The sequence below is a fragment of the Pseudomonas sp. B15(2017) genome (assembly GCF_002113215.1).
In the GTDB taxonomy this organism is placed as follows: domain Bacteria; phylum Pseudomonadota; class Gammaproteobacteria; order Pseudomonadales; family Pseudomonadaceae; genus Aquipseudomonas.
This window is the reverse complement of sequence record NZ_NEJZ01000004.1, coordinates 235,091-247,185: the sequence shown is the minus strand read 5'-3', so window position 1 is coordinate 247,185 and position 12,095 is coordinate 235,091. Positions and strand designations below refer to the sequence as shown.

General features: G+C 60.5%; 17 protein-coding genes. 10 read left to right on the top strand and 7 right to left on the bottom strand.

The features are described from left to right. Window positions 1–118 precede the first annotated feature (118 nt). The 4 genes from CAF73_RS08905 to CAF73_RS08890 form a co-directional block, all read right to left on the bottom strand. A complete protein-coding gene (locus CAF73_RS08905) occupies window positions 119–1,021 on the bottom strand; it encodes an alpha/beta fold hydrolase (RefSeq protein ID WP_085698497.1) in 903 nt (300 codons plus the stop codon). Beyond that, window positions 1,021–1,803, bottom strand: coding sequence for a class II aldolase/adducin family protein (locus CAF73_RS08900; RefSeq protein WP_085698496.1), 783 nt, complete (start codon window positions 1,801–1,803; stop codon window positions 1,021–1,023). Before CAF73_RS08900 ends, CAF73_RS08905 begins: the two co-directional genes overlap by 1 nt. Before the next feature lie 132 nt (window positions 1,804–1,935). Then, on the bottom strand, window positions 1,936–2,622 hold the full coding sequence (locus CAF73_RS08895; RefSeq protein ID WP_085702493.1) for an LrgB family protein: 687 nt from the start codon (window positions 2,620–2,622) through the stop codon (window positions 1,936–1,938). Continuing rightward, on the bottom strand, window positions 2,612–2,998 hold the full coding sequence (locus tag CAF73_RS08890) for a CidA/LrgA family protein (RefSeq protein WP_085698494.1): 387 nt from the start codon (window positions 2,996–2,998) through the stop codon (window positions 2,612–2,614). The genes CAF73_RS08895 and CAF73_RS08890 overlap by 11 nt, the downstream gene beginning before the upstream one ends. A 97-nt stretch (window positions 2,999–3,095) precedes the next feature. On the opposite strand from CAF73_RS08890, the gene CAF73_RS08885 reads away from it, so the two are divergent. Beyond that, window positions 3,096–3,983, top strand: coding sequence for a LysR family transcriptional regulator (locus CAF73_RS08885; protein WP_085702492.1), 888 nt, complete (start codon window positions 3,096–3,098; stop codon window positions 3,981–3,983). Here the strand turns inward: CAF73_RS08885 and CAF73_RS08880 are convergent. Continuing rightward, on the bottom strand, window positions 3,973–4,428 hold the full coding sequence (locus CAF73_RS08880) for a flavodoxin (RefSeq protein ID WP_085698492.1): 456 nt from the start codon (window positions 4,426–4,428) through the stop codon (window positions 3,973–3,975). The genes CAF73_RS08885 and CAF73_RS08880 overlap by 11 nt on opposite strands. Window positions 4,429–4,580: 152 nt before the next feature. On the opposite strand from CAF73_RS08880, the gene CAF73_RS08875 reads away from it, so the two are divergent. Both CAF73_RS08875 and CAF73_RS08870 read left to right on the top strand, forming a co-directional pair. Next, window positions 4,581–5,057: a PAS domain-containing protein gene (locus tag CAF73_RS08875; RefSeq protein ID WP_085698491.1), complete on the top strand. Its 477-nt coding sequence runs from the start codon at window positions 4,581–4,583 to the stop codon at window positions 5,055–5,057. 54 nt (window positions 5,058–5,111) lie between these two features. Beyond that, window positions 5,112–5,717 carry a hypothetical protein gene (locus CAF73_RS08870; protein WP_085702491.1) on the top strand — a complete coding sequence of 202 codons (606 nt, stop codon included), beginning with the start codon at window positions 5,112–5,114 and terminating at the stop codon, window positions 5,715–5,717. A gap of 3 nt (window positions 5,718–5,720) precedes the next feature. Here CAF73_RS08870 and CAF73_RS08865 read toward each other — a convergent pair whose 3' ends face one another. Beyond that, on the bottom strand, window positions 5,721–6,680 hold the full coding sequence (locus tag CAF73_RS08865) for a MerR family transcriptional regulator (RefSeq protein WP_085702490.1): 960 nt from the start codon (window positions 6,678–6,680) through the stop codon (window positions 5,721–5,723). Window positions 6,681–6,901: 221 nt separating this feature from the next. Here CAF73_RS08865 and CAF73_RS08860 point away from each other — a divergent pair, with 221 nt between their 5' ends. From CAF73_RS08860 to CAF73_RS08835, 6 genes are all read left to right on the top strand, one after another. Beyond that, window positions 6,902–7,471: an antibiotic biosynthesis monooxygenase gene (locus CAF73_RS08860; protein WP_085698488.1), complete on the top strand. Its 570-nt coding sequence runs from the start codon at window positions 6,902–6,904 to the stop codon at window positions 7,469–7,471. 56 nt (window positions 7,472–7,527) lie between these two features. Continuing rightward, window positions 7,528–8,238, top strand: a complete 711-nt coding sequence (gene folM, locus CAF73_RS08855; RefSeq protein ID WP_085702489.1) for a dihydromonapterin reductase — start codon at window positions 7,528–7,530, stop codon at window positions 8,236–8,238. A gap of 21 nt (window positions 8,239–8,259) precedes the next feature. Next, window positions 8,260–8,820, top strand: coding sequence for a GTP cyclohydrolase I FolE (gene folE / locus CAF73_RS08850; protein WP_085702488.1), 561 nt, complete (start codon window positions 8,260–8,262; stop codon window positions 8,818–8,820). After that, window positions 8,821–9,192: a dihydroneopterin triphosphate 2'-epimerase gene (gene folX, locus CAF73_RS08845; RefSeq protein ID WP_007957207.1), complete on the top strand. Its 372-nt coding sequence runs from the start codon at window positions 8,821–8,823 to the stop codon at window positions 9,190–9,192. Between the two features lie 68 nt (window positions 9,193–9,260). Beyond that, window positions 9,261–9,557: a DUF1244 domain-containing protein gene (locus tag CAF73_RS08840; RefSeq protein WP_085702487.1), complete on the top strand. Its 297-nt coding sequence runs from the start codon at window positions 9,261–9,263 to the stop codon at window positions 9,555–9,557. Next, the gene (locus CAF73_RS08835; protein ID WP_085702486.1) at window positions 9,550–9,888 is read left to right on the top strand and encodes a HopJ type III effector protein; all 339 of its coding nucleotides are present in this window, start codon (window positions 9,550–9,552) and stop codon (window positions 9,886–9,888) included. The genes CAF73_RS08840 and CAF73_RS08835 overlap by 8 nt, the downstream gene beginning before the upstream one ends. Before the next feature lie 162 nt (window positions 9,889–10,050). On the opposite strand, the gene trxB is transcribed toward CAF73_RS08835, so the two are convergent. Continuing rightward, entirely contained in the window at window positions 10,051–11,013 is a 963-nt protein-coding gene (gene trxB, locus CAF73_RS08830; protein ID WP_085698483.1) for a thioredoxin-disulfide reductase, read from the bottom strand. Between the two features lie 310 nt (window positions 11,014–11,323). Here trxB and cysZ point away from each other — a divergent pair, with 310 nt between their 5' ends. After that, a complete protein-coding gene (cysZ, locus tag CAF73_RS08820) occupies window positions 11,324–12,076 on the top strand; it encodes a sulfate transporter CysZ (RefSeq protein WP_085698482.1) in 753 nt (250 codons plus the stop codon). The last annotated feature ends 19 nt before the right edge of the window (window positions 12,077–12,095 follow it).

Below are 12,095 nucleotides of genomic sequence, written 5' to 3'. Positions count from 1 at the left end.
CCCGAGTGTCAGGCACGACGCGCTCGGTCACAACGAACACGGATGGGGCTGAATGGTGCGCGATAAGGCTGGGGGATGATGAAAACGTGCCGGGGCGCCAGGCGCCTCCGGCAAGAATTCAGGAGCACGCCGCCTTGCGCGGTGGCAACACGAAGTGATCGCGAAATGCGAGATAGTGTTTGAGCACCTGTACCGGCGCTTCGGTTTGCGGGTAGTGGCCGATACCCGCCAACAGCACGATGTCCGCGTCGGGGATAAGCTCGCGATAACGCTCGACCATGTGCGCCCCGGAAATCGGATCGACTTCGCCATCGATCACCCGCAGCGGCACCTCGCCACGCTGCATCGCCGCGACCCAGCGATCACGCTGAACCCGACGCTCGGGAATGTAGTGAATCAGCTTGTGCATGACGCGTTGCCCGCGATTGCACTCGATCAGGCTCCAGAAATCATCCATCTCGCTTTCGCTGGGCCGGGTGTCCGGGCCGAAAATCTGATGGAAACTTTTCACCAGCGCATCCCGGGTGAAGGCCCGGCCGATCATCCAGCCCAGCGGGCTGAGCAGCAGTTTTTGCGTCAGCAGTGGCCGGTGGGTTTCCGGAAACAGACCACCATTGAGGAACACACAACTGGCGACTTCGATCAGGTCTTCGTAATGTCGGGCCAGCAGTTCCTGGGCAACACTGTCGCCGTAGTCGTGGGCCAGAATGTGCACCGGTTGCTCGACCTGCAGATGCGCGAGCAAGGCCTGTTGCAGATCGGCCTGCTCCAGCAGGCTGTAGGTGTGATTGAGCGGTTTGGCCGAGTCACCGAAGCCGAGCATGTCGCAGGCAATCACCCGGTAGCGCTGGGACAGCGGTTGCCACAGGTAATGCCAGTCCCAACTGGCCGTGGGAAAGCCATGGATCAGCAGCAGCGGTTCACCCTGCCCGGCCGTCCAGTAGCGGATCGGCTGACCATGGAAGACAAACGCCTGGCTGCGTTTGCGCCAGGCACTCAGCGGAATCTCGGCAAGAGGCATTAGAGTTTATACCCCGGGTCTTGTTTATCGAGTTTGCGCAGCAGCGCCGGCCAGGCCAGCGCGCCACCCATGCCTTGAGCACTTTTGGTGACACCGGCGATCATCGCCTTGGCGCCTGCCAGAATCTGCGGTTCGATGGCGATCAGTTCGGCCCCGCCGGTCTGCGCCATGACCTGGATGTCGCAGGCGCGCTGAAAGGTGAACATCATCAGGAAGGTATCGGCGATGGTGCCGCCACAGGTCAGCAGACCGTGGTTGTGCAGCATCAGGAAATTGTTGTCGCCCAGATCCGCCTGCAACCGCGCTTTCTCTTCATGGTTAAGCGCCACCCCTTCATAGGCGTGAAAGGCCAGGCTCGACAGCACGAACAACGATTGCTGACTGATCGGCAGCACACCCTGCTTCTGCGCCGACACCGCGACACCGGAAGCGGTATGGGTGTGCAGCACGCAGGCCACGTCGTGGCGGACTTCATGCACGGCGCTGTGGATGGTGTAGCCAGCGGGATTGATTTCGTAAGGGCTGTCCATGAGTTTGTTGCCGGCCTGGTCGACCTTCACCAGGCTCGAGGCGGTGATCTCATGGAACATCAGGCCAAACGGGTTGATCAGGAAATCTTCGGTGCCGGGCACCTTGGCGGAAATGTGGGTGAAGATCAGATCATCCCAGCCATGCAGCGCGACCAGACGATAGCAGGCGGCCAGATCGACCCGGGTCTGCCATTCCGCGGCACTGACCTGGTCTTTGACGTTTATGGACGAAGGGACGGGGGCTACGCTCACTGTATGCACCTCTGCGTTCTTATTGTTTTTGCGTGTGTCAGCAGTCTAGTCAGCCCCGGACGGTCGCGTAGTTGCATTGGCAGCCAGCTTGATGACTGAACGAGTCAGCAACGCAAACAGCTTGGATCCATGTCAAAGCAACGACGCCAACAAAGGTGCGGCGAACAGATTGAGCAGCCCGGTGAGCACCATCACCAGGCCCGCGACCGAGCCTTCTTCGCCACCCACTTCATGGGCCCGGCTGACCCCGGCGCCGTGCGCACCGACGCCGAACAATGCACCGCGTGCCAAAGCGCTGCGCAACGGCAACCACTTGAGCAGCACACCACCGAGCATCGCGCCGAACACCCCGGTGAACATCACGAACACCGCAGTCAGTTCCGGTACGCCACCGAGGTCCTGGGCCAGCGGCATCGCAAACGGTGTGGTGATCGAGCGCGGCACCAGCGACAGCGTCACCGGACTGTCCAGCGCCAGTGCTTTCGCGAGACCGAACGAAGTGGCGATCGACGCCGCACTGCCGGCCAGCATGCCCAGCAGCAATGCCGACCAATGCCGCACCAGCAACTGGCGCTGCTGCCAGATCGGCACCGCAAATGCCACCGTGACCGGACCAAGCACCAGCATCAGCCAATGGGTATTGCTTGAGTATTCGGCGTAAGCGGTGTGCAGCGGCACGGCAAGCGCCAGCAGCAACGCGGGGACCAGAATCAGTGGCGACAACACGTAGCGCCCGGTCCGGCGATACAGCCAGCGACTGAACAGATAAGCCAGCAACGTGAACGCCAGCCAGAACATCGGCATCAGCTCAAGCTTCATGGGACCGCCTCAGGCGCACGGCCAGCTCTACGGTGAACGCGGTCACCAGCATCACCATCAATGTGCTGGCCGCGATCACCAACAAGATCCGCCAGCCGTCATCGTGCAGCAACGCGCCGTAATCCAGCAGGCTCATCAACGCCGGAATGAAGAACAGCAGCATCTCGGCCATCAGCAATCCCGCGCCCATTTGCAGCGCCGCCGGTTTGACCCAGCCGAACGCAAAAGCCAGCAGCAGCAATGCCATGCCGATCACCCCGCCGGGAATCGGCCAGGGCAGCCACGCTGCGATCTGGCATCCGAGCAGGTAGAGACCGAGCAGCACGGCCAGTTCGGCCAGCAGGCGGGAAAAGTATTTAACGGTCGAGGATTTCATCGGGGGGCTCCTTTCACAGGTGCCTATTTTACGAACCCGACTTCCATCTCCGAAGCGAATTGTTAGACTCAAGGCCATTCCAATCTGGAATCAGGCCATGGAATTCAAACAGCTCAAAAGCTTTGTCGAAGTCATGCATCAGGGCGGTTTCACTCAAGCCGCAAAAAACCTGCACATCAGTCAGTCTGCGGTGAGCAAGCAGATTGCCCAGCTCGAACAAAGTCTCGGCACCCCGCTGCTTGAACGGCTGGGCTCGCAATTACGCCTGACCGCCGCCGGCAGCGTGGTGCTGCAACGGGCCGAAGGCATGCTGCGGTTGCGCAATGAATTGCTCAGCGAGCTGGATGATCTCAGTCATCTGGCACGCGGCGAGCTGCGTCTCGGGCTGCCATTACTGGGCAGCGACGCGTTGTTTGCCGGGCTATTTGCCGAATACCGACGGCGATATCCGAACATCAGCGTTCAACTGATAGAGGGCGGCAGTCGCAACATCGAACAGGCTGTGCTCAGCGGGGAGCTGGAGTTGGGTGGCAGCTTGCTGCCGAAAGATCCGCAGTTCGACGTTCAGCCGTTCTGCGATGAACCGCTCGATGCGCTGCTTCCGGTGGATCACCCACTGGCGGCAAAAGGCGAAATCGGTCTGGAAGAATTGGCCGATACGCCGTTCCTTTTGTATCAGCGCAGTTTCGTGCTCAACGATCGTTTGCTTCAGGCCTGCCAGCAGATGGGCTTCACCCCGAAGGAAGGCGGGCGCAGTGGGCAGGCGGATTTTCTCGCGGCGCTGGTCGCCGCCGGACAAGGCGTGGTGTTGCTGCCCAGCGTGGTGGCGCGCGGACTGGTGCGGCCAGGCGTGGTGCGCCTGACCTTGAACGCGCCGGATTACTTGCGCTGGGACATCGCTTTCATCTGGCGCCGGGGCGCCTATCTGTCGAAGGCTGCGCAGGCCTGGCTGGCGCTGCTGCGCGAACGTGAAATCAGCCCTTGAGCGTGGCGATCAACTGTTCCAGCCAAGGTTCGGCGTCGGTTTCAGGCGTGACGCTTTCGCTGGCGTCGATGCGCAGCATGTCCTGCACCTCGCGCACGCCCAGTTCGCCGAACAACTCGCGCAATTGCTCGCCGCCGCCGCAGAAGGTGTCGCCATAACTGGCATCGCCCAAGGCGATCACGGCACCAGGCAAGCCACGCCAGGCCGCCGGCAATTGGTCGCGAATGGCCGAGTACAACGGTTGCAGGTTGTCCGGCAGCTCGCCCATGCCGGTGGTCGAAGTTACGCCGAGCAAGACTTCAGGGCCAAAGGCCTGGAGATCAGCGAGGCTGGCGCGCGAGTTGTAGAAGGTTTCAAAACCGGCGGCGTTCAACAGGCTCTGAGCGTGGCGAGCGACTTCTTCGGCCGTGCCGTACACAGAGCCGGAGAGGATGGCGACTTTCATCAATCTGATCCTGAAACTGAAAAAAAGAGCGGCGATAGTAACAGCCAGCGGCGCCTTGTCGCGATTGGCTCTCGATAAGCGCTGGTGGCCGGTAGACAGCGCCGATCGATCTTCTAGAATGCCTGCCACCGAAATCCTTAAAGGCTTCATAGATGATCAGTGCCAGTTTGCTGCAAATGGTGATCAACGCGTCGAACGAAGGGATCGTGGTGGCAGAAAAGGAAGGCGATCAGGACAACATCCTGATCTACGTGAATCCGGCCTTCGAAAAAATGACCGGCTATACCAGTGAAGAGATTCTTTATCAGGACTGCCGCTTCCTGCAGGCCGGAGATCGTGACCAGGCCAGTTTGAAGTTGATTCGCGACGTATTGAGCGAAGGCGGCTCATGCCGGGAGATCCTGCGTAACTACCGCAAGGATGGCACGCCGTTCTGGAACGAGCTGTCGCTGTCGACCGTGAAAAATGCCGACGACGGGCTGACCTATTTCGTCGGCGTGCAAAAGGACGTCACGGTTCAGGTCAAGGCCCAGCAGCGCGTTGTGCAACTGGAAGCCCGGGTCGCGGCTCTGGAAGCCGAGCTCGCTGAACTGAAAGCGACGAACGGCGCAAACAAAACAGCGAACTAATTGTCACTAACTACAATCACCAATGACTTTGTAATTATTCATTTCGAGTTAGCCATGCAGCGTGACGCCCTCCTGACCCAGGATGAGCTGGATTTCATCCAGACCATGCAACACAACCCGCAACTCAACGTGCGGGATGCGACGTCGAGCCTGCTGGTCAACGGTGGTTCGCAGATCCGTGACCTGCTCACGCGCCTGGCGGCCCATGAACAAGTCACCATCCAGGCCAACTTCGAAAATCAGCAGATGACCTTCCCGTTACATCTGGTGGAAGACGAGTTCCACGCCCTGCACCTGCGCCTGGGTGTACCGAGCATCTATGAAGACGGACCGATGGTGCGTCCATGGCGCCTGACTCTGGAAGAGCCGGTGGCACTGGAAAATGCCAAAGGCCAGCCCGGTACGCTGTGGGTTCACGAGGTTTCGCACAAGGGTGTGCTGCTGGAAGTGCGCAACAAGACCAAACCACCGAAGCATTTTGCCTTGTGGTTCAGCCCGTCGGGCTATGAGCGGATTTCCCTGCGCGGGACGTTCGAGCGGGAAACCGAAAGCGGCTTTTATGCTTACGAGCTAAGCCAGAGCGATGCCGACGAAACCGAGCGTCTGCGCCAGTTCATCCTGCAACAGCATCGTCTGACCCACCCTGCCATACACACCTGAGTCTCAGGTATCCAGCGTCCCCGCCAGAAACTGATTCATGCGTTGACGCATGGTCGATCCGTCATTGCCCAGGCAGCCAACCGCTGATCCGGCGAGGCTGTCCTGCGCCAGATCGGCGGCATCGCCCGCCAGCATCAACTGACAATCCAGGCTCAAGGCCAGACGATTCAAACGTCGTGGCAGCTCGGCAGTCGGCGCATGATTGGAAAACAGCACCAGCGCCTGAGGCCTGGTCTTTTCGCACACCAGCGTCAGTTCATCGAACGGCTGGCCGGTGGTGAGTACACGAACACCCGCGTCATTGCCGCTGAGAAACAGCGCCGCCACCAGTAGTTCAAGCTCACGACATTGACCGGCCAGTGCGCTGACGATCACCCTGCGCGGTTGAGAGCCGCGGAGCATGACGATGCGCTGCAGCACCTTCGCTCGCAGAAAACCATCAAAGAACAGCCACTCGCTGGTTTGTCCGAAAGCGTCCTGGCGCTGCAGCATTTGCAGCCATAACGGCATCAGGATGTCCTGAAACACGACAGGCAATGCGTAGGAGGAGAAAATCTGGCCGTAGAGTTGATCCAGCGCCTGATCGTCGAATGAACCGACCGCGTGCCGAACCTGTTCCTGCCACTGCAGGTAATCCGTCTGCATATTGTCATCGGATATGAACGGGGCCAGGACTTTCATCGGCTCGGTCTTGGCCAGGATCCTGCCGATCTTGCTCACGGCGACACCCCGATCGATCCAGTCGACGATGCTGCGAACGCGCTCGATATCGGTCATCGAATACAACCGATGCCCGCTTTCGGTGCGTGTCGGCTGGATCAAACCGTAGCGACGCTCCCAGGCGCGCAACGTAACCGGGTTCACGCCGGTCAGCCGCGCTACTTCGCGGATAGGGAAAAGCTCTTCGCGCTCCAGCGCAACAGAGGCCGGGAAAGCAGGACGAACGTCAGTCATGACAGGCATTTGCGCGGGTACGTCCTCGTTGGCGAGTGTGAGCGTAGTTGGATCCCATTCTACTCCGGATGCCATCGAGCGGTTCAAGCGGTGAAATGAGACGAAAGTCTCTGGTTTGTCACGAAGATGAGGAATAATCCTTGCTTGTCGAAAAACGCAGCCCTCTACCCGGCGCTGCGTCAGGCGAAACTCCTACCCGGAGCGACGCACATGCAATACGGAGATACACAATGTCTACTTCCCCCGTCACGCTGATGGTCGCGCGTCGCGTCACCCATGGTCGTTATCAGGATCTGATCGCCTGGTTGCGAGAAGGCGAACAACTGGCCACCGATTTCCCCGGTTACCTCGGCTCCGGCGTACTGGCCCCGCCTCCCGGCGACGATGAATTCCAGATCATATTCCGCTTCGTCGACGAACAGACACTGCATGCCTGGGAACACTCGGCATCGCGCACCGCATGGCTGGCGCGTGGCAGCGATCTGTTTGCCCACCCGACGGAACATCGGGTCAGCGGCATTGAAGGCTGGTTCGGTGCTGCCGGTCATCGCCCCCCGCGCTGGAAACAGGCCGTGGCAATCTGGCTGGCGTTCTTCCCGGTGTCGCTGCTGTTCAATTTCGTGCTGGGTCCGCTGCTCGCTGAAATGAGCCTGGTTCCCCGAGTCTTCGTCAGCACGCTGTGCCTGACCCCGTTGATGGTCTACTTCTTCATTCCGCTGTCGACCCGCCTGCTGGCCGGCTGGCTCAACCCGGCGCCTGCACGCCCACTGCCCGCCGCGCCCTCTACGCAAAATCGCTGAAGCCGTCGCTCGCGTCGCTGTTATAGTTTTTGCTCTGACTTCGACGCGAGCCGTACATGACTTTTCCCACAGCTCCCATCCTCATCACCGGCACCGGCCAGCGGGTCGGCCTGCATTGTGCGCAGCGTCTGCTGGACGACGGCCATCGGGTGATCTTCACCTACCGCAGCGAACGACCGGGAGTGAAGGCTTTGCGGGATCTGGGCGCCCTCGGGCTGCACGCGGACTTTTCCAGCGAAGCCTCGATCCTCGCGTTCATCACCGAACTGAAGACCCACACCGACAGCCTGCGCGCCATCGTGCACAACGCCTCGCAGTGGCTGGCGGAAACCGACGACGGCGAAGCCGAAGCGTTCTGCCGCATGTTTAACGTCCACATGCTGGCGCCGTACCTGATCAACCTGCATTGCGCCGAATTGCTGCAACGCTCGAGTCCTGCCGACATCATCCACATCAGCGATGACGTCACCCGCAAGGGCAGCAGCAAACACATCGGCTATTGCGCCAGCAAGGCCGGGCTCGACAGTCTCACGCTGTCCTTCGCGGCGCGCTACGCGCCCTCAATCAAGGTCAACGGCATCGCGCCAGCCCTGCTATTGTTCAATCCCGACGACGACGCAGCGTACCGCGCCAAAGCGCTGGCCAAGTCCGCGCTGGGCATCGAACCCGGCAGCGAAGTGATTTATCAGAGCCTGCGTTATCTGCTCGACAACCCTTACGTCACCGGCACGACCCTGACCGTCAATGGCGGGCGGCACGTCAAGTAATACGCCCCGCGAGGATGCTCCATGACCCGTTCCCTGCCCGAGAGTTACCGCGAGATCCTGATCGGTCTCGGTGAAGACCCTGACCGCGAAGGATTGCTCGACACCCCGGTGCGGGCGGCCAAGGCCATGCAGTACCTGTGTCACGGCTACGAACAGAGCGTCGAGGAAATCGTCAATGGCGCGCTGTTTGCCTCCGACAGCGACGAGATGATCATCGTCGCCGACATCGAGCTCTATTCGTTGTGCGAACATCACCTGCTGCCCTTCATCGGCAAGGCCCATGTGGCTTATATTCCGACGGGCAAGGTGCTGGGGTTGTCGAAGATCGCGCGACTGGTGGACATGTTCGCCCGTCGCCTGCAGATCCAGGAAAACCTCACCCGCCAGATCGCCGAGGCGGTCCGGCAAGTCACCGATGCCGCCGGTGTCGCGGTGGTCATCGAAGCCCGACACATGTGCATGATGATGCGCGGTGTCGAGAAACAGAATTCGACCATGAACACCTCGGTCATGCTCGGCGCCTTCCGCGAGTCGAGCAACACCCGTCAGGAGTTCCTGCAATTGATTGGACGGAGCAAGTAAATGCCTCAACTTCAGCCGGGAATGGCGCGCATCCGGGTCAAGGATCTGCGCCTGCGCACCTTTATCGGGATCAACGAGGACGAAATCCTCAACAAGCAGGATGTGCTGATCAACCTGACCATCCTGTACGCCGCGCAGGAAGCGGTGCGTGACAACGACATCGACCACGCGCTGAACTACCGCACGATCACCAAGGCGATCATCGCCCACGTGGAAGGCAACCGTTTCGCGCTGCTCGAACGCCTGACCCAGGAGCTGCTGGATCTGGTGATGGCCAACGAATCGGTGCTGTACGCCGAAGTCGAAGTCGACAAGCCGCATGCCTTGCGTTTTGCCGAATCGGTGTCGATCACCCTCGCCGCCAGCCGCTGAACGTGTCTGGCGCTCCGGGCGTCAGGCTTTTATCATCCGCGCCACGATTTGACTGCACAGAGCCCATCATGACCGAGCAACAACGCCTCGAACTCGAAGCCGCCGCCTTCCGCCGGCTGGTCGCCCACCTGGACAGCCGCAAGGACGTGCAGAACATCGACCTGATGAACCTCGCCGGGTTCTGCCGCAACTGCCTGTCGAAGTGGTACAAGGCAGCCGCCGACGAGCGCCAGATCGAGGTCAGCCTCGACGATGCCCGTGAAGTGGTTTACGGCATGCCGTACGCCGACTGGAAAGCCCAATATCAGCAAGAAGCCAGCGCCGAACAGCAAGCGGCGTTCGCCAAGGGAAGACCCAATGAGTGATCTGAACACCCTGCGCGCCAGCCTCAAGAGCGGCGAACATGCTTTTGCCGACACCCTGGCCTTCATCGCCGCCGGTTACGACTACCAGCCTCAGGCGTTCAACAATGGTGGCGTGGAAAACGCGGCCGGGCAGAACGAAGGTTCGTGCAAGACGTTGGGTCTGGCACTGCTGGAAGGCTTGAGCGATGAAGAAGCGCTGCTGGCGTTCGGCGAACACTACCGCTCGGTCGTGGCAACGCCTGAAGGCAGCGATCACGGCAATATCCGTGCGCTGATCCAGCACGGTCTGGCGGGCGTGAAATTCGATGCGCAACCGCTGACCCGCCGCTGATTCCGAGCGAATCGCAGGCATGAAAAAATCGGCCAATTGGCCGATTTTTTTCGTCAGATCGTTCCCACGCTCTGCGAGGGAATGCAGCCGGGGACGCTCCGCGTCCAAATGAGGCATTCCCACGCTCTGCGTGGGAACGATCATGTCGAGTTGTCTGCGATCTTAGAACGAAGCGTTCTGCAGACCGTCCAGGTAACGTTCGGTGTCCAGTGCCGCCATGCAACCGGCGCCGGCCGAGGTGATGGCCTGACGGTAAACGTGGTCGGCCACGTCGCCGGCAGCGAAAATGCCTTCGACGCTGGTCGCGGTGGCGTTGCCTTCACGGCCACCCTGAACCACGAGGTAGCCGTCCTTCAATTCCAGCTGACCTTCGAACAGCGAGGTGTTCGGGGTGTGGCCGATCGCGATGAACACGCCGTCGACCTTGATTTCGTCGGAGCTGCCGTCGTTGTTCTTCAGACGCGCACCCGTCACGCCCATGTTGTCGCCCAGCACTTCGTCCAGGGTCGCGTTCAGCTTCAGCTCGATCTTGCCTTCGGCCACGCGGGCGTTGAGCTTGTCGATCAGGATCTTCTCGGCGCGGAAGGTTTCGCGACGGTGGATCAGGGTGACTTTGCTGGCGATGTTGGCCAGGTACAGGGCTTCTTCGACAGCAGTGTTGCCGCCACCGACCACGGCCACCGGCTTGTTGCGATAGAAGAAACCGTCGCAGGTCGCGCAGGCCGAAACGCCCTTGCCCATGAACGCTTCTTCCGACGGCAGGCCCAGGTAACGGGCGCTGGCGCCGGTAGCGATGATCAGCGCGTCGCAGGTGTAGGTGCCGCTGTCGCCGGTCAGGCTGTAGGGCTTGGAAGCGAAGTCCACGGCGTTAATGTGATCGAATACGATCTCGGTTTCAAAACGCTCGGCGTGCTCGCGCATGCGTTCCATCAGCACCGGGCCGGTCAGGCCGTGGACGTCGCCCGGCCAGTTGTCGACTTCGGTGGTGGTGGTCAATTGACCGCCGGCCTGCATGCCGGTGATCAGCAGCGGCTTGAGGTTGGCACGGGCAGCGTAGACGGCAGCGCTGTAACCGGCAGGGCCGGAACCGAGGATGATCACTCGCGAATGACGGACTTCAGACATGAACCTGCTCCTGTTGACCGGCCAAGACACCTGGCCGGACGCCGGACTGCCGGCGGGAATAAAAAAGGACTGTGGATAACCTTGGGGAAGGCGTGAGCTCGACAGTCCTGTAAAAAGTTGGGTGCAGCGTATCGAGGGGGGCAAGATTAAGGAAATACGGTTTAACAATCCAGCTCATAGGTGGTCTCTATGCCGACACACTGACGAGATGGATGTCTTTGTTACAGTGAATGTCGATCCCGCTGCCGCGCTTTCACAGGTTCTGCAAAGTCGGTAAGGTCGGCGCGTTTTCCCTTGCTCGGAGCACCTTATGCCCGCCCCTGTTCTGTCCGGCCCGCAATACCTGCGCGAAGGCCTCAAACTGGTCTTGAGTCCCGGCCTGCGCCTGTTTGTGCTGCTGCCGCTGGCCATCAACCTGGTGCTGTTCGTCGGATTGATCTATCTGGCCGGTCACCAGTTCAGCCTGTGGGTCGACACGCTGATGCCGTCGCTGCCTGAATGGCTGAGTTTCCTCAGTTACATCCTGTGGCCGCTATTCGTGGTGCTGGTGGCGTTGATGGTGTTCTTCACCTTTACGATGCTGGCCAACGTGATCGCCGCGCCGTTCAACGGTTTCCTCGCGGAAAAGGTTGAAGTGGTGGTGCGCGGCACCGACGACTTCCCGGCCTTCAGCTGGGGCGAACTGATCGCCATGATCCCGCGCACCCTGGCCCGGGAAATGCGCAAACTCGGTTATTTCCTGCCCCGCGCGATCGGCCTGTTCATCCTGTCGTTCATCCCGGTGGTGAACATCGTCGCCGCGCCGTTGTGGCTGCTGTTCGGGGTGTGGATGATGGCGATCCAGTACATCGACTACCCGGCGGATAACCACAAGCTGGGCTGGAACGAAATGCTCGCCTGGCTGCGCCAGAAGCGCTGGCAGAGCATGAGCTTCGGCGGGATCGTTTATCTGGTGTTGCTGATTCCGCTGGTCAACATCCTGATGATGCCGGCCGCCGTGGCTGGCGCGACGCTGTTCTGGGTGCGTGAGCGCGGGGCCGAGAATCTGGTGATGCAACGCTGAGACCGCGTCACAAATCCAT